The sequence below is a fragment of the Amycolatopsis sp. NPDC114478 genome, from assembly GCF_055633805.1.
This window is the reverse complement of sequence record NZ_JBVKDO010000019.1, coordinates 95,884-117,001: the sequence shown is the minus strand read 5'-3', so window position 1 is coordinate 117,001 and position 21,118 is coordinate 95,884. Positions and strand designations below refer to the sequence as shown.

Here is a 21,118-nt window from a genome sequence, read left to right as displayed (position 1 = left end):
GTCAGATCAGGTTGGCGCGCTTGTAGAACCACAGCGACGGCTTGGTGAGCAGCCCGGCCGAGTGCAGGAACTCCATCAGCCCGGAGCAGCTCGACCGCAGCATCGACTTGTGGTGCTCGTTGGCCTTCGCCTCGCGCCGCGCGCGCTTGCCGTCGAGCCCGGCGTTCTCGTACACCTTGGCGTTCCACATGCTGCCGACGATGACGTAGGACGCGATCGCGACGACCAGCGCGTTGACCTGGCGCCGCACCCAGCCGGCGCCCTCGAGCCGCTGGCGGGTCTCCTCGCGCGCGAACTTCATGTGGCGCGACTCTTCGACGACGTGGATGTTGTTGATGGTGCGCACGAACGGGACGACGCGCTCGTCACGCATCCAGTCGCGCTGCATGACGTCGAGGACCTCTTCGGCCACGAGGATCGCCGCGTAGGCCGCCTCGCCGGTCGCGGTCGCCTTGAAGATCCGGCCGGCCTCGACGACGAACCGGCGCGGCCGGTAGGCGGGCGCACGCAGCTTGGCGGCGCCGCGGGCGAACATGATCGAGTGCCGGCATTCGTCGGCGATCTCGGTCAGCGCCCACTGGAACGCGGGGTCGGTCGGGTCCTTCGCGTAGAAGTCCCGCAGGATCATCTGCTGCAGGATCATCTCGAACCAGATCCCGGTGCTGGCCACCGACGCCGCCTCCTGGCGGGTCAGCTCGCGCTGCTGCTCCGGGGTCATGTCGGCCCAGTAGGACGTGCCGTAGAGCGTGCTCCACTCGGGGCTCGCGCCGTGGAACTCCGTGTCCAGCGGCGTCTCCCAGTCGACCTCCTTGACGGGGTCGTAGGACAGCTGCTCCGACGAGTCCAGCAGCCGGCGCGCGGTGGTCTCGCGGTCCGAAGACGCTGCCGTCCCCGCTTCGCGTTCGCTGATGCTGGTCATCGCCGACCTCCTCGTCAGGTGTTACCCGAGTTCACTGTTACCAACCGTAACACATATCCATCCGGTGCGCACCCGTCGGCTCAACGGCCGCGGAACTCGCTCGGCGGGACGACGAGCAGGCCGTGGAACATCGTCGTGAACGCGCCGGGCCCTGCGTAGCCGAGCACGGCCGCGACCTCCGCCACCGGGGTGCCCGCGGCCAGCAGCGGCAACGCGTGCAGCACGCAGGCCCGGCGCCGCCACGGCGCGAGCGCGAGGCCGGTCTCGGCGCGGAACCGCCGGTGCAGCGTCCGCTCGGCGACGTGCAGCCGCGCGGCCCACGCCGCCGGCCGGACGTCGATCCGGGGCGCTGCCAGGAAGTCCTGGCACAGCCGGCGCAGCGCCGGGTCGGCGGGCAGCGGCAGGTCGAGCGGCAGCGGCGCGGCCCGGCGCAGCTCGTGCAGCGCCAGCTGCAGCACCGCGGCGTCCCGCCCGCGCGCGGCGTACCGCGGTTCGACGTCGACGGCTTCGCGCAGCAGCTCACGCAGCAGCGGCGAGACGTCGACAACCCGGCAGCGGGCCGGGAACCACGGGACGGCCCGCGGTTCGACGTAGAGGCTGCGCGTGCTCACGCCGTCCATCCGCACCGCGTGCGCCACCCCCGCCGGGATCAGCACGGCCCGCTGCGGCGGGACGGTCCACGCCCCGTCCGCCGTGTCGACCCGCATCGACCCGGTGACGCCGTAGAGCACCTGGGCCCGCCGGTGGCGGTGCTCGGCGAGGACGTGACCGGGCGGGTAGTCGGTGCCGATGGCCACGACGTCGCGGTCGAGGTCGTCGACGGTGTCGATCGGGACGTTGCGCACCCCTCGAGCCTAGGGTGGCCGGAACTCGGAAGGATCTGGCCGATCGGCGAATGCCCGCCACGGCCGCGCGCCGTAGCGTCGAGCCACGTGCCCGCCACCTTCACCGTCCTTTTCGGACTCGGGATCCTGTCCGGCGTGACGACCGCGCTCTTCGGCTTCGGGGGCGGATTCGTGACGGTGCCGGTGATCTACGCGGTGACGGGGGCGATGCACGTGGCGGTCGGGACGTCCGCCGCGGTGATGCTGGTCAACTCGCTCATCGCGACGGTCACCGTGGTCCGGGCCGACCGGCTGCGCCGCCGGTACGTCTGGCCGCTGGGCGGCTTCGTCGCGCTCGGCGCGGGCCTCGGCGCGCTGGCCGCCACCCGGGTCGCCGACGGCCTCCTGCACGCGCTGTTCGCGGCCTACCTCGGCCTGACCATCGTGGACAGCGTGCTGCGGCGGGGTTTCCTCGCCGGCGGGGCACCGCGGCCGCTCGGCCGCGGCACGGCGTCCGCGGGAGGGGCCGGGATCGGCGCGGTCGCGGCGTTCCTCGGGGTCGGCGGCAGCGTGCTGACCGTGCCGCTGCTGCGCCGCCACGGCCTGCCGATGAGCGACGCGACGGCGCTGGCCAACCCGCTCAGCCTGCCGGTCGCCGCGGTGGCCACGGCCGTCTACCTCCTCGCCCCCGGCCCGTCGGCCATCGACCCGGTCGCCGCGGGCCTGCTGCTCGCCGGATCCCTGCCCACGATCGCCGTCCTGCGGCGGTGGCCGCCGGCCATCCCGGACCGCGCGCACGCCGTCGGCTACCTGGTGCTGCTCGGGGCGGCACTGGTGGCCGTCCTGACGTGAACCGGCTCGCGGGGCATCGGCGTTTCGGTGTACATTCGTTCACTCAAACGCTTCGAACGGCGGGAACCGGTGCACTCACCCAGCGACACGCCCACCCGGACCGGCCCGTTCGGCTCCGGGCTGCTCGGCCCCCTCGACCAGGACGTCACTGTATTGCGCCGGCGCGTCCAGCGCCTGTTGACCGCCACCCTCATCTCCACGAACGTGATCGGCGCGCTGGTGGTCGTCGGGCTTGCGGCGCTGCTCATGCCGTCCCCCGGCATGTCCGGCGACCTGCTGCGGACCACGGCGATCGCGGTGCCGGTCTACGTCGTGTCGGCGGTCGTCGTCGGCACGCTGTGGGGCACCCGCGGGGCGCTGCGGACGCTGCACTGGGCCCCCGAGGGCCGGCACCCGACCGACGCCGAGCGCGCCGCCAGCCTGCGCGTCCCCCTGCGTCTCACGCTCATGCAGGCGGTCCTGTGGGGCGTGGCGACCCTCGTGTTCGCCGCGCTGGCCGTGCTCCGGCAGCCCGCCGTCGCGCTGACGGTGTTCCTCGTCGTGGCGTTCGCGAGCGTCGTGGTGTGCGCGATCGCGTACCTCTTCGGCGAGTTCGCCCTGCGGCCCTACGCCGCGCTGGCGCTGGCCGGGACCGCGCCGGCGCGGCCGCTCAGCGGCGGCGTCAACCTGCGGATGCTGCTGTTCTGGTGCCTGGGCACCGGGGTGCCCGTGGCCGGGCTCGTCGTCACGGCGGTGCTGGCCTGGGTGCGCGGCGACGTCTCGACCACGAAGCTCGCGGTGTCGGTGATCGCGCTCGGGCTGGTCGTGCTCTGCTTCGGCCTGCTGGTCACCGTGTTCACCGCCCGCGCGGTCGTCAACCCGATCACGTCGGTGCGCGACGCGCTGGGCCGCGTCCGGGCCGGCGAGTTCGAGGTCGCCATCCCGGTCTACGACGGGACCGAGCTGGGCCTGCTGCAGGCCGGGTTCAACGACATGGCGGCCGGGCTGGCCGAACGGGAGCGGATGCGCGACCTGTTCGGCCGGCACGTCGGCCACGAGGTCGCCGTCGAAGCCATGCGCACGACCGGGGCCGGCACCGCGCTCGGCGGCTCCGTCCGGACGGTGTCGGTGCTGTTCGTCGACCTGGTCGGCTCGACGGCGCTGGCCGCGAGCCGCCCGCCCGAGGAGGTCGTCGGCCTGCTCAACCGGTTCTTCGCGGTGGTGGTCGACGAGGTCGACCGGCACCACGGCCTGGTCAACAAGTTCGTCGGCGACGCGGCGCTGGCCGTCTTCGGGGCGCCCACGCAGCTCGCGGACCACGCGACGTGCGCGCTGGCCGCCGGGCGCGCGATCGCCCGGCGGCTCGCCGAAGAGGTGCCGGACGGCCCGGCCGGCATCGGCGTCGCGACCGGCGACGCGGTGGCGGGCAACGTCGGCGACCCGCGCCGGTTCGAGTACACGGTGATCGGCGACCCGGTCAACGAGGCCGCCCGGCTGACGGAGCTGGCGAAGAACGCGCCGGACCGCCTCCTCGCGTCGTGGACGGCCGTCGAGGCGGCGGCCGCCGAGGAAGCCGAACGCTGGAAGGCCACCGAGGACGTCACCCTGCGCGGGCGCAGCCGCCCGACGACCCTGGCCGTGCCGCGCTAGCGCCGCGGGTCGACGTGCACCTTCGGCGCGGCGAACCGTTCGCCGGCGAGCACCGCGCCGACCCGGTCCAGCCCGACGGTCGCCCCGACGAGCGGCCGCGGGTCGACGGTCCCGGCGGCGTAGGCGGCGATCGTGTCGGCCAGCCCCGGTGACGCGGACAGCACCCCGACCGCGGTGACGTCCTTCAGCACCAGCGCGCGGCTGTCGAGCGTGCTGGGCCGGCCGGACAGTCCGATGTAGACGACCCGGCCGGCGGGCTCCACCAGGTCCAGCGCCAGCGCGGGCGAGCCGGCCGCGTCGGTGGCGTCGACGACGGCGTCGAAAGGCAGGTCCGGCAGCGTCTCGCGGGTCCGGACGTGCTCGCTTTCGACCAGGCCCAGGACGTGGACCTCGGCGCCGGCGGCACGCAGGAACATCGCGGTGAGCAGGCCGATCGTCCCCGGGCCCAGCACCAGCGCCCGATCACCGGGACCGACGCCGGCCGCCCGCGCCGCCCGCAAGGCGTTACCGCCGGGTTCGACCAGGGCGCCGAGCACGGCGTCGACCTCGTCGGGCAGGGCGTGCAGCGACCACGCGGGAACGGCGAGCTTTTCGGCCAGCGCACCGGCCCGGCCGCCGCGGATCCCGACTTCCTGCCGGTTCTCGCAGGTGTGCTGGTGACCTTTCCGGCAGCGGCGGCACGTCCGGTCGCCGAGCATGGTGTCCCCCATGACCCGCCGGCCCAGCCACGCGGGATCGACGCCGTCCCCGACGGCGGAAACCGTGCCGGCCCACTCGTGCCCGAGCCGCATCGGGTAGGCGGCGTGGCCCTGGTGCAGGTAGGCCATGTCGCCGGTGAAGAACTCGACGTCGGTGCCGCAGACCCCGGCCCGTTCGACGTCGACGACGACCTCGCCGGGGACGGCCTCCGGGACGGGCACCTCCTGGACGGCCCCTTCGCGCGGGCCGGTGAGCACGAAGGCCCGCATGGTCGAAGACATGGCTGCATGCTCGCACCCGCCTCGGCGATCGCTTTCGGGCGGCTCGGTTGTCCGACTGAGCGAGAGAGAGGAAAACCCATGATCCTGCTGACAGGAGCGACCGGGCTGACCGGCTCCGCGGTACTGCGCGCCTGCGTCGCCGACGGACTGCCGGTCCGCGCACTCGTCCGCGACCCCGCGAAGGCCGCCGGCTTCCCGGACAGCGTCGACGTCGTGCGCGGCGACCTGCTGGACCCGGCCCCCGCGATCTTCGACGGCGTCGAACGGGCCCTGCTGATCTCCTCGGCCGACGCACGGCTCGTCGAGACGCAGCGAACGTTCATCGATGCCGCGAAGCGCGCCGGCGTGGGGCACGTCGTGAAGGTGTCCGGGCGGGGGTGCCGGGACGAGTCCGGGTTCCGGTTCGCGCGGATGCACGCCGAGGTCGAGCGGTACCTCGCCGGCTCCGGGCTCGGCTGGTCGGTCCTGCGGCCGAGCCAGTTCATGCCGGTGTACTTCCGCGAGGTCCCGTCGATCCGGCGGGGTGTGCTGAACCTGCCGATGGGGGACGCGAAACTCGCGCCGGTGGACGTCGGCGACATCGCGCGCGTCGCCGTCGCCCTGCTGCGCGGCGAAGGCGAGGACGGCGGACGGTACGAGATGACCGGGCCCGAGGCGCTGACGATGTCCGAGGTCGCCGCGCGGATCGCCGCGGCCGTCGGCCGGCCGGTCCGCTACGTCGACGCCGATCCGGCGGCCAAGCGGGCCGAACTGCTCGCCGCCGGGATTCCCGTCTTCTTCGCCGACGCGATGGACGAACTGTTCGCCGAGCGACGGACTGGCGCAGAAGAGTCCCGGGTGGACTTGAGCACCCACGAGGAGTTCGGCGTCCGGCCGACGACCTTCGCCGAGTTCGCCCGGCGGCACGCGGCGGTGTTCCGCGGCGAGGCACCGCCGTCGCACCTGTGGGCCTCGGGCTGGCGTGACGCCCGGACAGATACCGAACACTTGCCATTTTTTTGACAGCTGTCCATTATCAGAGCCGTGCGAGCCGACTGGACGACCGAAGCCCCCGTCAAGGACCGGCGGGTGCGCCGGTCGCGGGCCGCATTGATGGGGGCCGCCGTCGAGCTCGTGACCGGACGGGACTCCACCGCTGTGTCCGTGTCGGAGCTCGCCGAGGCGGCCGACGTCAGCCGTCAGGTGCTCTACCAGCAGTTCGGCGACCGCGACGCGCTCCTCCTGGAGGCCGCGCTCGACCTCGTCCGCCGGGAGCTCCTGGCAGACCTGCCCGAAGACGAACGCGCGTCGCTCCTGGCCCTGGCCCGGCACTTCGCCGCCCACCGGCGCTTCTACCGCGCGCTGCTGACCGGGACGTCCGCCTTCGCGTTCACCGAGGCGCTCACCGGCCTGTTCCTCCCGCTCAACCGCCGGCACCTCGGCCACACGCTCGGCGACCGGCTCGGCGAGCGGGAGATCGAGGACCTGGCCACGTTCCTGACCGGCGGGGCGGGCGCGGTCGTCAACGCCTGGGTCGTCGGCGGGCCGGACCCGCTCGACGCGCACGAGTTCACCGACCGGCTGCTGCGGATCCGGTCGGTCGTCACCGCGACGATCACGAAGGAGGCCGACCGGTGATCAGCCGTGTCCTCGAACGCCTGCTGCGGCTGCCCGCCCCGGCGACCCGGCGCCTGACCGTCCAGCGCGACCTGCGCGTCCCGATGCCCGACGGCGCCGAGCTGCTCGCCGACCGGTGGGCGCCCCGCGCCGGCGGGGACGGCCTGCCGACCGCGCTGGTCCGCAGTCCCTACGGGCGCAAAGGCGCGTTCGGCGCGCTGTTCGGCCGGCCGCTGGCCGAACGCGGCTTCCAGGTGCTGATCCAGAGCACGCGCGGCGGCTTCGGCTCCGGCGGCGTCTTCGACCCGCTGCGGCAGGAGCGCGAAGACGGCCTCGCGACGCTGGACTGGGTCGTGCGGCAGCCGTGGTTCGGCGACGCGGTGGTGCTCGTCGGCGCGAGCTACCTCGGCTACGTCCAGTGGGCGGTCGCCGACCGCCTGCCGCCGCAGGTGAAGGCGATGGTCCCGCACGTCACCGAATCCGGGCTGACGCTGGAGTTCCTGCGGGAGGACGGCCTTTCGCTGGAGACGCCGTTCGGCTGGGGCGTGCAGGTCGCCGTCCAGGAGCGCCGGTTCGCGCTGCTGCGCCAGCGCGGCCAGGCGAAGAAGCTGGAGCGGGCGCTGAACACCCTCCCGCTCGCGCAGGCGGACGTCGTCGCCATCGGTCACCGCTCCGACTACATCCAGGACGTCCTGGCCCACCCCGAAACCCACCCGCGGTGGGCGGCGGTCGACCACCGGGCGCGCGTCGCGGACGTCACCGTGCCGGTGAGCGCGATCGGCGGCTGGTACGACATCTTCCTGCCCGGCCAGCTGCGCGACTTCCGGACGCTGCAGGACTTGGGCCGGCGGCCCCGGCTGACGGTCGGGCCGTGGACCCACGCCGGGCGGCCCGACCTGCTCGCGGGCGCGGGCCTGACGCTCCGGGAGACGCTCGGCTTCGGGCTCGCGCACGCCCGCGGCGAGGAGCCACCCGAGCGCGCGCCGGTCCGGTTGTTCGTCATGGGCGAGGAAGCCTGGCGCGACTTCGCCTCCTGGCCACCGGAAGGCTATGCGCCGCAACGGTTCCACCTCCACGGCGGCGGCACGCTGTCGGTCGGCGGCCCCGAGGAGTCCGAACCGGACCGCTACCGCTACGACCCGGCGGACCCGACGCCCGCGGCCGGCGGCGTGCGCATGGCCCCGGACGCCAGCCGCGTCGACAACGCGGCCCTGGAAGCCCGCGCCGACGTCCTCACCTACACCACGGCAGTGCTCACCGACGACGTCGAAGTCGTCGGCGACGTGAGCGCGGAGATCTGGTTCCGCAGCAGCCTTTCCTTCGCCGACGTCTTCGTCCGGCTCTGCGACGTCGATCCCGGCGGCCGGTCGGTCAACGTCTGCGACGGCCTGACGAGCCTGCGCGACGCCGGCGAGCTCGCCGCGGTCGCCGTGCGGATGTGGCCGACGGCGCACCGCTTCCGGCGCGGGCACCGCATCCGCGTCCAGGTGTCCAGCGGCGCGTTCCCGCGCTACGCCCGCAATCCCGGCACCGGCGAGCCGCACGCCACCGCGACCACGTTGCGCGCCGCGGACCAGGAGGTCCGCCACGACCCGGCGCACCCGTCGGCGATCGTGCTGCCGGTACGGCGGTGATCGGGGCTATGACCAGGGCGTGACCGGCCGCGGCAGCCGCTCGCCGTCCAGGACGACGTCGACGCGCTCGGTGAGGAAGGCGATGAGCCCGGCGACCTCGCGGGCGTCGGACAGCGGTTCTTCGTACGTCCAGGCGAGATCGCGGTGCGCACCCACCGACCAGTAGGTCGCGTGTCCTTTGTAGGCGCAGGTGGTGCGCGTGTCCGACGGCGTGAGCAGGTCCATCCGGACGTCTTCGCGCGGCAGGTAGTACCGGGTGGTGATGCCGGTTTCGAAGAGCATGCGGGGCGCGGCCGAGTCGGCCACGACGACACCGTCCACTTCGATCCGCACCCGGCTGTCGCCGCGCCGGATGTCGATGCGCGCGAAGGGGTCCCGCGGGTGCCCGACGATCGGTTCGGCTTCCTCGAGCCACTCGTCGAAGGCGGCGAAGTCGAGGATGACGTGCTCGGCGAGGTCGGGGTCGGCGGGCCGGAAACCCGCGCCCGGCAGGGTCACGCCGTCCGCGGCGAGGGTCAGCGGCTCGCCGGCGCAGGTGTGCGCGGCGAACGGGGTCCGCGGGTCGAGGACGGGCGGGCCGCCTTCGGCCAGCTGCACCGGGTGTTCGGACGCCGTCGCGTCGCCGGCCGGGGTCAGGGTCGCGTGCAGGTCGGCCAAGGGGAACGCGTACGAGGGCACGACGCGTTTCGGTTCCCAGACCAGCACGGCCCGCCGCGAGGCGGCGAACGTCCGTCCATTCGCGACCGCGCGCACCCGCTTGGCCACCGGTTCGTATCGCAGCGCGGCCAGGTCCCCGGTGAACCGCGCGCCCATGCGTGTCGCCATGGGTCCACGATCCGCGCCGGACGGCGCCGCCGTCAACACCCGCCGGCGCGGGTCCGCCGGCCGAAGCCCCAGGCCGACAGCTGCCCGGCCGCGCTGTCGCTATCCTCTGGCCGGGCCGAGCCAGGTCACCAGCGGACGCGCCAACGCCTCCTCCGAGAACGCCGGCAGCCGCGCCATCACGAGCGGTCGCCGGGACCGAGTCAGGTCGCCGGCGACCGAACGCAACTCCTTAGTCAGTCCGTCCGGTGAGGACGTCGAACGCGTGGCGGCGGTGGACGGCGAAGAGGGCGAGAGCCGCGTCGCGGTCGCCGGCCCGCAGCGCCTCGGCGAGCTCCCGGTGCTCGGCGGGGATGCCCGCGAGGTAGCCCTCGGACTCGACGCCGATCCGGGTCAGCAGGAACAGGTGGACCTGCGACCGGATCGCTTCCCAGGCTTCGCGCAGGCGGCGGTGGCCCGCGGCGGCGTAGACCGCGTCGTGGAAGTCGAGGTCGCAGCGGACCATCTCGTGCTCGTCGGCCGCCCGCTCCATGCGCGCGACGACGGCGTCGACCGCCGCCAGGTCGGGCCCGCGATCGACGACCAGCGTGACGGCGAGCTGCTCCAGCGCCGCCCGCAGGCTGTCCAGCTCGGCGACGTCCGCTTCGGACAGCGCCGTCACCGTCGTCCCCCGGTGCCACTCGCCGCGCACCAGCCCCTCGCGTTCCAGCTTGAGGAGTGCCTCGCGCACCGGCCCGCGGCTGACGCCGAGCGCGTCCGCCAGCTCCACCTCGCGCAGCGACCCGCCCGGCGGGTAGGTCCCGTCGAAGATCGCGTCCCGGATGCGGTCGGCGACCTCGTCGGCCAGCCCGCGCCGGCGCGCGGGAGCCACTTGAGCACTCATGTCGTAATGTTAACATTTAGACATGACGATCCCGCGCTTCCACCTCGCCATGCCCGTCGACGACCTCACCGCCGCCCGTCGCTTCTACGGCGAAGTCCTCGGCCTCGACCAGGGCCGCAGCGCCGAGACCTGGGTCGACTGGAACCTGCACGGCCACCAGTTCGTGACGCACCTGGCGCCGAAGGGGCCGGAGCGGGTCCACAACCCGGTCGACGGCCACGACGTGCCGGTCCCCCACTTCGGCCTGATCCTGACCGTCCCCGAGTTCCAGGCGCTGGCCGAGCGGCTGCGCGCCGCCGGGACGGTGTTCGTGATCGAGCCCTACGTCCGCTTCGAGGGCCAGCCCGGCGAGCAGTGGACGATGTTCCTGCTCGACCCCGCCGGGAACGCCCTGGAGTTCAAGGCGTTCGCCGACGACTCACAGGTCTTCGCGGTCTGACGCCGTCAGCGAGCCCGGGTGCGCCTTCGCCCCGGGGTCGCGCCGGGTCTTGACGAGGCTGGCGACCGTCACCACGGCCAGCACCCCGATGATCACCGCGAGGCTCACCGGGGTGGCGATCTCCGGGACGCGCGCGTCGATGTCCACGTGCGCCCAGTGCAGGATCAGCTTCACGCCGATGAACGCGAGGATCACCGCGAGCCCGGCCGAGAGGTACACGAGCCGGTCGAGCAGGCCCTTGACCAGGAAGTACAGGGCGCGCAGGCCGAGCAGCGCGAAGGCGTTCGCGGCGAACACGACGAAGGGCTCATCGGTGACGCCGAAGACGGCCGGGATCGAGTCGAGGGCGAACAGCAGGTCGACGCCGCCGATCGCGACGAGCACGACGACCAGCGGCGTCACCAGCCGGCGGCCGCCCTCGCGGGTGAGCAGCCGGCCGCCGTCGTAGGCGTCGGAGACCGGCAGGACCCGGCGGGCCGTCCGGACGATGACGTTGGACTCGATGTCGGGGTCGGTGTCGCGGTGCCGGAACAGCTGGACGCCGGTGTAGATCAGCAGCAGCCCGAAGAGCAGGAACATCACCGAGAACAGCGACAGGAGCGTCGCGCCGAGGGCGATGAAGAGCGCCCGCATGATCAACGCGAGCACGATCCCGAACGTGAGCACCTTGTGCTGGTGCTCCTCCGGGACGGCGAACGTCGTCATGATGATCACGAAGACGAACAGGTTGTCGACCGACAAGCTCTTCTCGACGATGTAGCCGGCGAAGTACTCGGTGCCGAGTTCGCCGCCGTGGGCCAGCGTCAGCCAGACGCCGAACGCCACCGCGACGAGGATGTAGCCCACCGACCACGCGACCGCCTCGCCGAACCCGACCCGGTGCGGCCGGACCGCGGCGAGCACGAGGTCGACCGCGAGCAGCGCCAGGACGACGCCGATGGTGACCAGCCAGGTGCCGACGCCCATCCACTCCCCCGCTCCCCGTGTGGCGCGATCGTAAAGGCGGGAAAGCGATCGCGCACCAGGAGTCCACTGTGGACGACGCGGGCGGCCGTCGCGCGGAGTGCGTCCGCGGGCCGCTGTGCCGTACACTGCCGTACCTCTTACTTTGAGTGCCAGCAGGCCACGGAGAGTGCCGATGTGGGATGCCGCCGCCGAGCCGCCGGACGCCGTGCTGCTCGCCGCGTTCCGCGCGGGCGACCTCGACGCCGGCGGCGCCCTGTTCCGGCGGCACGCCGGGCCGCTGCGCCGGACCGCGGCGGCGTGGGCGAAGCAGCCCGCGGAGCGCGACGACCTGGTGGCCGAGACGTTCGCCCGGGTGCTGGCCGTGGTGCGCGCGGGCGGCGGGCCGGACGGCGACCTGCGGCCCTACCTCGTCGTGACGCTGCGGAACCTGGTGTGCCGCTGGAGCCGGCAGGGCAGCCGCGTCGAGCTGTGCGAGACCGTCCCCGAGACGAGCTCGAGCGGCGCCGACGAGCTGGCCCTGCACCGGTCGCACGAGAAGCTCGCGTGGTCGGCGTACTGCACGCTGCCCGGCCGGTGGCGGACGGTGCTCTGGCGGACCGAGGCCGAGGGCGACACGCCGACCGAGGTGGCGCCGCTGCTGGGCCTGTCGCCGAACAGCGTGTCGGCGCTGGCGATGCGGGCGCGTGAGGGGCTGCGGCAGGCGTACCTGCAGGTCCAGGTGCCCGACGCGGAGAAGCCGGTCTGCCGCGAGCCGCGCCGCCGGATGGGTGCGTGGGTGCGGGGCGCGCTGTCCCCGCGCCGGGCGAGCGTGGTCGCGGACCACATCGCGGGCTGCGGCGCGTGCCGGTCGGTGGCGCGCGGCCTGGACGAGGCGAACCGCGAGCTGCCGGGCTCGGCGGCCCGCCTCACCGGCTGACCATCCGGGCCGGGGGTTGCGCGAAGGTTGCCCCGACCCCGCTCCCCCGGGTTACCGTGAAGCCCGGCCCAGGAGGTGGCGGTGGACGACGAAGTCTGCGCGGTCCGGCCCGGCACCGACGTCGCCGGGCACGCCCGGCTGCTCGCCGGCATCCACGACGCCGTCCTCGCCGGGCGCGCGCCGGCGAAAGCGCCGCGCCGGCTCGTCGAACGGTCCTGGCGCCGCGTCGCCGCACAGGGCGTCGACCCCGACCGGCCGCCCGCCCCCGATCCCGTCGGGGCCGCCGAGGTCGAACGGCGGCGGACGGTCTGCCGGCTGAACGAGGTCCTGCCCGAGCTGCGCGGCGCGCTGACGTCGGTCGCCGAAGACGCGCACCACCTCATGGTCGTCACCGACGCCGACGGTGTCGTCCTCTGGCGCGAAGGGGCCCGGCGAGTGCGCCACCGCGCCGACTCGCTCGGCTTCACCGAGGGCGCCACCTGGTCGGAACCCGCGATCGGCAGCAACGCGATCGGCACCGCGCTGGCCGAAGCCGCGCCGGTGCAGATGTTCGCCGCCGAGCACTTCGTCCGCTCGCACCACACCTGGACCTGCACCGCCTCCCCCGTGCACGACCCGCGCACCGGCGACCTGCTCGGGATCGTCGACGTCAGCGGCCCGGCCGAGACCGTGCACCCGATGACCGTCGCCCTGGTCGGGACGTCGGTGCGGCTCGCCGAGGCCATCCTCCACCAGCGCCACGAAGCCCGCCTCGAAGCATTGCGCCGGCTGTCGGGCCACCTGCTGAGCACGACCGGGCTCGTCGTCGACGACCACGGCTGGGTGGCCGCGCAGCACGGCGTCCACGGGATCGACCGCGTCGCCGCGCCCCGCCCCGGCGTCCCGGTCGCGGTCCGCGGCATCGGCGCGTGCGAGCCCGAACCGGTGCCCGGGGGCTGGCTCCTGCGGCCGAGCCGGCGCGAAACCCTCAGGCTCACCCTCGAACTCGACCCACCGCGCGCGATCGTCGAAGGCTCGGCGAGGTGGACACACCCGCTCGGCAAGCGGCAGGCCGACCTGCTGCGGCTGATCGCGACCGCGGGCCCGGCCGGCGTGTCGGCGGCCCAGCTGTCGGAGACGCTCTACGGCGACCGGACGCACCTGGTGACCGTGCGCGCGGAGCTGTCCCGGCTGCGCAAGCTGATCGGCGGCCTCCTGCTCGGCCGCCCGTACCGGTTCGCGCCGGGCGTCGAAGTCCTGCTGATGCAACCCTAGGGCAACCCTTACGCGCACCCCGCCCGCCGGGGTTTGCTGCGCTGAACGCGCCGCCGACGATGACGGTGCCCGAGACGGGGAGGTCCGCTCATGACCCAGACCCTCGAACCGGCCGCGGCCCTCGATGCCCGGCAGCGCGTCGACGGCTGGCTCGCCGACTTCGAGGCCGCGCTCGCGGCCCGGGACGCCGACCGGGCAGCCGCCCTCTTCGCCACGACGTCGTTCTGGCGCGACCTGATCGCCTTCACCTGGAACCTCAAGACGGTCGAAAACCGCGACGGCGTCAAGGATCTCCTGCTGGCCACCATGGACAGCACCGACGCGACCGGCTTCCACACCACCGAGGAGCCGACCGAGGCCGGCGGGATCGTCGATGCCTGGATCGGGTTCGAAACGGCCGTCGGCCGCGCCCGCGGCCACCTGCGGCTCAACGACGAAGGCGCGTTCACCTTCCTCACGACGTTGTACGAGCTGAAGGGCCACGAAGAGCCGCTCGGCACCGCCCGGCCGAAGGGCGCGGAGCACGGCATCAACCGCGAGCGCGTCACCTGGGCCGAGGCGCGGCAGGCGGAAGCGGAAGAGCTGGGCACGACCCGCCAGCCGTACGTCGTCGTCATCGGCGGCGGGCAGGGCGGGATCGCGCTGGGTGCGCGGCTGCGCCAGCTGGGCGTGCCGCACGTGGTCGTCGACCGGTACGCGCGGCCGGGCGACCAGTGGCGCGGCCGGTACAAGTCGCTGTGCCTGCACGACCCGGTCTGGTACGACCACCTGCCCTACCTGGACTTCCCGCGCACCTGGCCGGTGTTCGCGCCGAAGGACAAGATCGCCGACTGGCTCGAGATGTACACGAAGGTCATGGAGGTCAACTACTGGTCGTCGACGACCTGCAAGAGCGCCTCCTACGACGAAGAGGCGAAGGAGTGGACCGTCGTCCTCGACCACGACGGCGACGAGGTCGTGCTGCGGCCGAAACAGCTGGTGCTGGCGACCGGAATGTCGGGCAAGCCGAACGTCCCGGTGCTGCCGGGCCAGGACCGGTTCCGCGGCGAGCAGCACCACAGCTCGCAGCACCCCGGCCCGGACGCCTACCGCGGCAAGAAGGCCGTGATCATCGGGTCGAACAACTCGGCGTTCGACATCTGCGGCGCGCTGTGGGAGGCCGGTGCCGACGTCACGATGGTCCAGCGCAGCTCCACGCACATCGTGAAGTCGGACTCGCTGATGGACCTCGGCCTCGGGGACCTCTACTCGGAGCGCGCGCTGGCCGCCGGGATGACGACGCAAAAGGCGGACCTGACGTTCGCCTCGCTCCCGTACCGGATCATGCACACGTTCCAGCAGCCGGTGTACGCGGCGATCAAGGAGCGCGACCAGGAGTTCTACGACCGCCTCGAAGCGGCGGGCTTCCGGCACGACTGGGGTGACGACGACTCCGGCCTGTTCATGAAGTACCTGCGCCGCGGCTCGGGCTACTACATCGACGTCGGCGCGGCGGACCTGGTGGCCAACGGCGACGTCAAGCTCGCGCACGGCCAGGTCGCCGAGCTGACCGAGACGTCCGTGAAGCTCGACGACGGCACCGAGCTGGAGGCCGACCTGGTCGTCTACGCGACCGGCTACGGGTCGATGAACGGCTGGGCGGCGGACCTGATCAGCCAGGAGGTCGCGGACAAGGTCGGCAAGGTGTGGGGTCTCGGCTCGGACACGACCAAGGACCCCGGTCCCTGGGAAGGCGAGCAGCGGAACATGTGGAAGCCCACGCAGCAGGAGGGGCTGTGGTTCCACGGCGGGAACCTGCACCAGTCGCGCCACTACTCGCTCTACCTGGCCCTGCAGCTCAAGGCCCGCGCCGAGGGCATCCCGACGCCGGTCTACGGGCTGCAGGAGGTGCACCACCTGGCCTAGCCCGGGCGCGCGCGCACGGGATCGCCGAAGAGGAGGGCGGTCCCGTGGGCGCGCTTGAAGTACAGGTGGGCGTCGTGCTCCCAGGTGATCGCGATGCCGCCGTGCAGCTGGATCATCTCGGCCGCCGCGTGGGAAAACGCCTCGCCGCACACGACTTTCGCCGTCGCGACGGCTTCCGGGTCACCGTCCACAATGGCCGTGTACAGGGCGGACCGGGCCGCTTCGACGTGGACGTGCACGTCGGCCATCCGGTGCTTCAGCGCCTGGAACGAGCCGATCGGACGGCCGAACTGCCGGCGTTGCTTCGTGTATTCGACCGTCAGCTCAAGCGCTCGGGCCGCCGCGCCGACCTGCTCGGCGGCCACCGCGGTCACCGCCGTGTCGAGCAGCTTCCCGAGCTGCTGGTCGAACCCCTCGGTGTCGAGGCGCCGGGCCGGCGTCGACGCGAAGTCCACCACGGCGAGCCGCCGGGTCGGGTCGAGCGTGGTGACGCGCTCGCGGCGGACGCCGTCGACGGGCACTTCGAACAGGCCGATGCCGTCCGCGGTGCGGGCCACGGCCAGCAGGACGTCCGCGAGGTCGCCGTTGAGGACGTAGTGCGCGCGGCCGTCGAGTCCGGTGTCCGACGCGGTGAGCGCCGACGACCAGTTCTCGTCGGCCCAGGCCACCGCGGCGAGGGTGGTGCCCGCGGCGATGCCCGGCAGCAGCCGTTCGCAGGCTTCGTCGTTTCCCGTGCGCAGCAACGCATCCCCGCACAGCACCGCGGAGCCGAGCAGCGGGGCGGCGGTCAGCGTCCGGCCGAGTTCCGCCATGACGACGCAGATCTCGGCCAGGCCGGCACCCGCACCGCCGTAGTGCTCGGGGATCGCGAGGGCGGCCACGCCGATGTGTTCACACAGCGTCGACCAGAGTTTGTCGTCGTAGCCGAGCGGGGACTCCATCGCGGCCCGCACCGCCTCGGGGCCCGACCGGCGGGTCAGCAGCGCGCGGACGGCGTCCCGCAGGGCCTGGGCTTCCTCGGTTTCCAGGGGATCGGTCATCGCAGCACCCGCGTCCGGTGGAACGACCCGGTTCCCCAGGCGCCGGCGAGGGCCCGCACCTTCGTCAGCCGCAGGCCGAGGTCGTGTTCGGCGGTGTAGCCGATGGCGCCGTGCACCTGCAGGGCCGTGCGGGCGGCGAGGTGGGCGGCGTCGCCCGCCATGACCTTCGCCGCCGAGACGTCGCGGGCGAACGTGCCGCCGGCGACGGCCGCGCCGTGGAGCAGCGGGCGCGCGAGTTCGAGCCGGGTCGCGACGTCGGCGAGCAGGTGCTTGATCGCCTGGTACTCGCCGATGGCGCGGCCGTACTGGCGGCGCTGTTTCGCGTACTCCACCGACGTGTCCAGAAGCCACTGGCCCGCACCGAGCAGCTGGGCGGACACGGCCAGGACGCCCAGGTCGAACGCGGGTTCGCCGGCGGCCGGTGCGGCCGGGACCCGGAACAGCCGCCGGGCCGGGTCGATCGACCGCACGAGGTCGCTCTCCGGTTCCAGCTCCGCGCCGGTCAGGTCCAGCACGGCTCCAGCGATGTCGGCGTCGAGCGCCAAGGGGACTTCCGGCGGGGCGGCGACGGTGGCCACGAGGTCGCCTTCCGCGAGTGCGGTGAGCCGGTCGCCGGTCAGCAGCGCCGGGGCGACCGCCGCCGACTCGACGAGCGGGCCCGGGACGGCGTGGTAGCCGAGCGCTTCGAAGGCGATCACCAGCTCGACCGGGCCGGCGCCGAGGCCGCCGTCGGCCTCGGGCACGAGCAGCCCGAAGATCCCGACGTCGGCGAGCGCGCGCCAGAGCTTGAGGCCGCGCTCGTGCTCCCCCGCCGCCCAGGCCCGGGCGGCGGCCGCGGTGTCCGCCCCGCCCAGCAGTTCGTGCAGCGTCGCGGCGAACTGCCGGTGCTCCGGCGAGAGCTGGAACCTCATCGGCGGGCCTCCCTCGGCAGCTTCAGCAGCCGTTCGGCGATCGTGTTCCGCTGGATCTGGTCGGTGCCGCCGTAGATCGGCCCGGCGAGGGAGAACAGGTAGCCGTTCACCCACGCCTCGTCGGTCTCCGCGGCCGGGCCGAGCACGTCCAGCGCCGTCTCGTGGAGTTCGACGTCCAAGTGCGACCAGAACAGCTTGTTGACGCTCGACTCCGGGCCCAGTTCGCCACCCTCGGCCAGCCTGCTGACCGTGCCGAACGTGTAGAGCTGATAGGCGCGGGCCCCGATCCAGGCGTCCGCCACCCGGTCCTTTGTGGACTCCTCGGCGCCGTGGGACCGCCAGAGGCCGACCAGGCGATCGGCCGCGGCGAGGAACCGGCCCGGGCTGCGCAGCGACAGGCCACGCTCGTTGTTCGCCGTCGTCATCGCGACCCGCCAGCCCTGGCCGACCTCCCCGATGACGTCCTCGTCCGGCACGAACACGTCGTCGAAGAAGATCTCCGCGAACCCGGGTTCGCCGTCCAGCTGCGGGATCGGCCGGACCGTGACGCCGTCGGCTTTCAGATCGGCCATGAAGTAGGTCAGGCCGTGATGGCGCTGGGCGTCCGGGTCGGTGCGGAACAGGCCGAACGCACGGTCGGCGAAGGTGGCCCGGGAGCTCCAGGTCTTCTGCCCCGACAGCAGCCAGCCGCCGTCGGTGCGCACCGCCGTGCTGCGCAACGCGGCGATGTCGCTGCCCGCCTCGGGCTCCGACCACGCCTGCGCCCACACCTGCTCACCGGTCGCCATCGCGGGCAGGATCCGGTCGCGCTGCTCCTGGGTCCCGTGGGCGAACAGCGTCGGGCCGAGCATGAAGATCCCGTTCTGGCTCACCCGCCCCGGCGCCCCCGCCGCGTAGTACTCCTCCTCGAACAGCAGCCACTGCAGCATCGAGGCGTCCCGGCCGTGGTACTCGCGCGGCCACGACACGACCGACCACCGCGCGTCGGCCAGTTCGGCCTCCCACTCGCGGTGGGCCGCGAAGCCCTCGGCGGTGTCCATCGACGGCAACGTCCGCACGTGCTCGGCGAGCCACGACCGGGCTTCGTCGCGGAAGGCTGCGGAGGCGTCGTCGATGTCGAGGTCCATCACGTCCCCTTGTTCGCGTCACGCATCGACCGCGCCGACTGGCCGCCCAGCGAGTCTTCCGACGTCTCCGCGTTGTGCGCGTGCGCCAGGTGGTGCAGCCCGAACACGGAGTCCATTCCGGACCGCAGACCCATCAGGTCCTCGGCCTGGTTGACGGCTTTCTTCGCCAGTGCCAGCCCGAACTGCGGCATCCCGCTGATCTTTTCGGCCAGTTCGAGGGTGTGCTGTTCCAGCTCGGCGCGCGGCACGATCCGGGTGACCATGCCCCATTCCTTGGCCTGCTGGACGGTGAACCGCTCGCCGGTGAACAGCACTTCCTTGGCCGCGCGGGGGCCGAGCACCCACGGGTGCGCGAAGTACTCGACACCCGGGATCCCCATGCGCACCACGGGATCGGCGAAGAACGCGTCGTCCGCGGCGACGATCAGGTCGCACACCCAGGCCAGCATGAGTCCCCCGGCGATGCACGCCCCTTGGACGCTGGCGATCATCGGCTTCGGGATTTCCCGCCACCGGCGGCACATCCCGAGGTAGACCTCGGATTCGCGGGCGAACCGCTGGTCACAGCCGGCCCGGTCGGTGTGGTCCCACCACAGGACGGCCCGGCGGTCGAACGTCTGGTCCGCGTCCCGGCCCGGGCTGCCGATGTCGTGCCCGGCGGAGAAGTGCTTGCCTTCCCCGGCCAGCACGATCACCTTCACCTCGGGGTCGTTCACGGCCTCGGCGAAGGCGTCGTCGAGCGCGTAGGTCATGGCCGAGTTCTGGGCGTTGCGGTAGTCCGGCCGGTTCATCGTGACCACCGCGACCGGCCCGCGCCGCTCGTAACGGACCACCGGTTCACTCATGCGTTCTCCTCGGTCAGCAGCCGCTTCAGCACCTTGCCGGAAGCGTTGCGGGGCAGCTCGTCCAGGAACGCGACGAACCGCGGGGTCTTGTAGTTGGCGAGCCGCTCGCGGCAGAACGCCAGGACGTCCGGCTCGGTCAGGCCGGTGCCGACGACGAAGGCCTTGCCGACCTCGCCGAGCCGCTCGTCCGGGACGCCGACGACGGCGACGTCCCGGACCCCCGCCAGCTCGGTCAGCGCGTGTTCGACCTCGGCCGGGTAGACGTTGAACCCGCCGCAGATGTACATGTCCTTGAGCCGGCCGGTGAGCGTGAGGTTGCCCTCGGCGTCGAGTTCGCCGACATCGCCCGTGTGCAGCCACCCCTGCTCGTCGACGGCCTTCGCGGTGGCCTCGGGGTCGTCGAGGTAGCCGAGCATCACGTTCGGCCCGCGGACGACGACCTCGCCGGGCGAACCGTGGATCCCGACCTCGAACTCCGCCGTCGCCCGGCCGGAGGTGCGCGCGACCAGCTCGGCGTCGTCGCCCGGGCGGCACATCGTCACCACGACGGCTTCGGTGAGGCCGTACGCGGTCAGGACGATGTCGAAGCCCAGCTCGGCCCGCATGCGCCGGACGAGCGCCTGCGGCACGTCGGCGGCACCGGTCACCGCCAGCCGCAACGACGAGAGGTCGCCGGGCTCGGGTTCGTTGAGGAGCGACTGGAAGATCGTCGGCGCGCCGGGCAGCACCGAGACGCGTTCGCGCTCGATCAGCTCCAGGGCGGCCCGCACGTCGAACACCGCCTGCGGCACGATCGTCGCGCCGGTCAGCAGGCAGACCACGATACCGGCCTTGTAGCCGAAGCTGTGGAAGAACGGGTTGATCACCAGGTACCGGTCGTCGGCGGTGACCCGGCCGCACTCCGCCCAGGCGGCGGCGACGCCGACCACCTGGCGGTGCGCCGACAGCACGCCCTTCGAGTGGCCGGTCGTGCCCGAGGTGAACAGGATGTCGCTGACGTCGTCCGGCTGGACGGCGTCGGCGCGGCTTTCGACCTCGGCGAGCGGAACCCGCTCGGCGAGGTCCAGGAACCCGTCCCAGCCGAGGGTGCCCGGCACCGGCCGGTGCGGCTGCTCCAGGGGCACCCGGACGACCGTGCCGAGGTCCGGCAGGGCGGCGCCGGTCGCCACGATCGCGGCGTGGCGGTCCGCGCCGAGGAAGTCCGCGGCGACGACCAGGGCTTTCGCCCGGCTGCGAACCAGCAGGTCGACGGTCTCGGCCGCGGTGAACCGGGTGTTGACCGGCACCAGGGACGCGCCCGCGTAGAGCGCGCCCAGCGCCGTGAGGACCCAGTGGTGGGTATTGGGGAGGGTGACGGCGACGCGGTCACCGCGCTGGACGCCCCGGGCCACGAAGGCCCGCGCGACCGCTTGAACACGTTCCAGAAGCGCGTCGAAGCCGAGTCGGACATCGCCGTCGACCAGTGCCTCCGCGGCGCCGAACTTCGCGGCGGCATCGCGGACGACGGCCGGGATCGTGGTCTGTCCCACCGCACCCTCCTCTGGACCGACAAACTAGAACGTGTTCTCATTACCCT

20 protein-coding genes are annotated in these 21,118 nt (G+C 73.2%); 9 read left to right on the top strand and 11 right to left on the bottom strand.

Annotated elements, in window-relative coordinates; translation table 11 throughout:
- Position 1: 1 nt before the first annotated feature.
- Positions 2-919, bottom strand: coding sequence for an AurF N-oxygenase family protein (locus ACZ7OH_RS39310; protein WP_470285546.1), 918 nt, complete (start codon positions 917-919; stop codon positions 2-4).
- Positions 920-999: 80 nt separating this feature from the next.
- Positions 1,000-1,764 carry an AraC family transcriptional regulator gene (locus tag ACZ7OH_RS39305; RefSeq protein ID WP_470285545.1) on the bottom strand — a complete coding sequence of 255 codons (765 nt, stop codon included), beginning with the start codon at positions 1,762-1,764 and terminating at the stop codon, positions 1,000-1,002.
- 87 nt (positions 1,765-1,851) lie between these two features.
- Here ACZ7OH_RS39305 and ACZ7OH_RS39300 point away from each other — a divergent pair, with 87 nt between their 5' ends.
- Together ACZ7OH_RS39300 and ACZ7OH_RS39295 are read left to right on the top strand one after the other, a co-directional pair.
- Positions 1,852-2,595, top strand: a complete 744-nt coding sequence (locus ACZ7OH_RS39300) for a sulfite exporter TauE/SafE family protein (protein ID WP_470285544.1) — start codon at positions 1,852-1,854, stop codon at positions 2,593-2,595.
- A gap of 69 nt (positions 2,596-2,664) precedes the next feature.
- Positions 2,665-4,224: an adenylate/guanylate cyclase domain-containing protein gene (locus ACZ7OH_RS39295; protein ID WP_470285543.1), complete on the top strand. Its 1,560-nt coding sequence runs from the start codon at positions 2,665-2,667 to the stop codon at positions 4,222-4,224.
- Here ACZ7OH_RS39295 and ACZ7OH_RS39290 read toward each other — a convergent pair.
- Positions 4,221-5,204: a zinc-dependent alcohol dehydrogenase gene (locus tag ACZ7OH_RS39290; protein WP_400892579.1), complete on the bottom strand. Its 984-nt coding sequence runs from the start codon at positions 5,202-5,204 to the stop codon at positions 4,221-4,223. The two genes, ACZ7OH_RS39295 and ACZ7OH_RS39290, sit on opposite strands and share 4 nt — an antisense overlap.
- Positions 5,205-5,282: 78 nt before the next feature.
- On the opposite strand from ACZ7OH_RS39290, the gene ACZ7OH_RS39285 reads away from it, so the two are divergent.
- Genes ACZ7OH_RS39285 through ACZ7OH_RS39275 form a run of 3 tightly spaced genes read left to right on the top strand, consistent with a single transcriptional unit; the run spans position 5,283 to position 8,434 of the window.
- Positions 5,283-6,206: an SDR family oxidoreductase gene (locus ACZ7OH_RS39285; RefSeq protein ID WP_470285542.1), complete on the top strand. Its 924-nt coding sequence runs from the start codon at positions 5,283-5,285 to the stop codon at positions 6,204-6,206.
- A 21-nt stretch (positions 6,207-6,227) separates the two neighbouring features.
- Positions 6,228-6,821, top strand: coding sequence for a TetR/AcrR family transcriptional regulator (locus ACZ7OH_RS39280; RefSeq protein ID WP_470285541.1), 594 nt, complete (start codon positions 6,228-6,230; stop codon positions 6,819-6,821).
- Entirely contained in the window at positions 6,818-8,434 is a 1,617-nt protein-coding gene (locus ACZ7OH_RS39275) for a CocE/NonD family hydrolase (protein WP_470285540.1), read from the top strand. Before ACZ7OH_RS39280 ends, ACZ7OH_RS39275 begins: the two co-directional genes overlap by 4 nt.
- A 6-nt stretch (positions 8,435-8,440) precedes the next feature.
- On the opposite strand, the gene ACZ7OH_RS39270 is transcribed toward ACZ7OH_RS39275, so the two are convergent.
- Entirely contained in the window at positions 8,441-9,259 is an 819-nt protein-coding gene (locus ACZ7OH_RS39270) for a DUF427 domain-containing protein (protein ID WP_470285539.1), read from the bottom strand.
- Between the two features lie 229 nt (positions 9,260-9,488).
- Positions 9,489-10,139, bottom strand: coding sequence for a GntR family transcriptional regulator (locus tag ACZ7OH_RS39265; RefSeq protein WP_470285538.1), 651 nt, complete (start codon positions 10,137-10,139; stop codon positions 9,489-9,491).
- A 22-nt stretch (positions 10,140-10,161) separates the two neighbouring features.
- On the opposite strand from ACZ7OH_RS39265, the gene ACZ7OH_RS39260 reads away from it, so the two are divergent.
- Positions 10,162-10,578 carry a VOC family protein gene (locus tag ACZ7OH_RS39260; RefSeq protein ID WP_470285537.1) on the top strand — a complete coding sequence of 139 codons (417 nt, stop codon included), beginning with the start codon at positions 10,162-10,164 and terminating at the stop codon, positions 10,576-10,578.
- Here ACZ7OH_RS39260 and ACZ7OH_RS39255 read toward each other — a convergent pair.
- On the bottom strand, positions 10,558-11,544 hold the full coding sequence (locus ACZ7OH_RS39255) for a TerC/Alx family metal homeostasis membrane protein (protein ID WP_470285536.1): 987 nt from the start codon (positions 11,542-11,544) through the stop codon (positions 10,558-10,560). The genes ACZ7OH_RS39260 and ACZ7OH_RS39255 overlap by 21 nt on opposite strands.
- A gap of 172 nt (positions 11,545-11,716) precedes the next feature.
- On the opposite strand from ACZ7OH_RS39255, the gene ACZ7OH_RS39250 reads away from it, so the two are divergent.
- From ACZ7OH_RS39250 to ACZ7OH_RS39240, 3 genes are all read left to right on the top strand, one after another.
- Positions 11,717-12,460 carry a zf-HC2 domain-containing protein gene (locus tag ACZ7OH_RS39250; RefSeq protein WP_470285535.1) on the top strand — a complete coding sequence of 248 codons (744 nt, stop codon included), beginning with the start codon at positions 11,717-11,719 and terminating at the stop codon, positions 12,458-12,460.
- Between the two features lie 81 nt (positions 12,461-12,541).
- Positions 12,542-13,714, top strand: coding sequence for a GAF domain-containing protein (locus ACZ7OH_RS39245; RefSeq protein WP_470285534.1), 1,173 nt, complete (start codon positions 12,542-12,544; stop codon positions 13,712-13,714).
- Between the two features lie 90 nt (positions 13,715-13,804).
- A complete protein-coding gene (locus tag ACZ7OH_RS39240) occupies positions 13,805-15,619 on the top strand; it encodes a flavin-containing monooxygenase (protein ID WP_470285533.1) in 1,815 nt (604 codons plus the stop codon).
- On the opposite strand, the gene ACZ7OH_RS39235 is transcribed toward ACZ7OH_RS39240, so the two are convergent.
- The 5 genes from ACZ7OH_RS39235 to ACZ7OH_RS39215 are packed head-to-tail and all read right to left on the bottom strand — an operon-like array spanning position 15,616 to position 21,071.
- Positions 15,616-16,659 carry an acyl-CoA dehydrogenase family protein gene (locus tag ACZ7OH_RS39235; RefSeq protein ID WP_470285532.1) on the bottom strand — a complete coding sequence of 348 codons (1,044 nt, stop codon included), beginning with the start codon at positions 16,657-16,659 and terminating at the stop codon, positions 15,616-15,618. The two genes, ACZ7OH_RS39240 and ACZ7OH_RS39235, sit on opposite strands and share 4 nt — an antisense overlap.
- Positions 16,656-17,570, bottom strand: a complete 915-nt coding sequence (locus ACZ7OH_RS39230; RefSeq protein ID WP_470285531.1) for an acyl-CoA dehydrogenase family protein — start codon at positions 17,568-17,570, stop codon at positions 16,656-16,658. The genes ACZ7OH_RS39235 and ACZ7OH_RS39230 overlap by 4 nt, the downstream gene beginning before the upstream one ends.
- Positions 17,567-18,697, bottom strand: coding sequence for an acyl-CoA dehydrogenase family protein (locus ACZ7OH_RS39225; protein WP_470285530.1), 1,131 nt, complete (start codon positions 18,695-18,697; stop codon positions 17,567-17,569). The genes ACZ7OH_RS39230 and ACZ7OH_RS39225 overlap by 4 nt, the downstream gene beginning before the upstream one ends.
- On the bottom strand, positions 18,697-19,542 hold the full coding sequence (locus ACZ7OH_RS39220) for an enoyl-CoA hydratase (protein ID WP_470285529.1): 846 nt from the start codon (positions 19,540-19,542) through the stop codon (positions 18,697-18,699). Before ACZ7OH_RS39220 ends, ACZ7OH_RS39225 begins: the two co-directional genes overlap by 1 nt.
- Positions 19,539-21,071 (bottom strand): FadD3 family acyl-CoA ligase, encoded by a 1,533-nt coding sequence (locus ACZ7OH_RS39215; RefSeq protein ID WP_470285528.1) that lies wholly within the window; start codon positions 21,069-21,071, stop codon positions 19,539-19,541. The genes ACZ7OH_RS39220 and ACZ7OH_RS39215 overlap by 4 nt, the downstream gene beginning before the upstream one ends.
- Positions 21,072-21,118 lie beyond the last annotated feature (47 nt).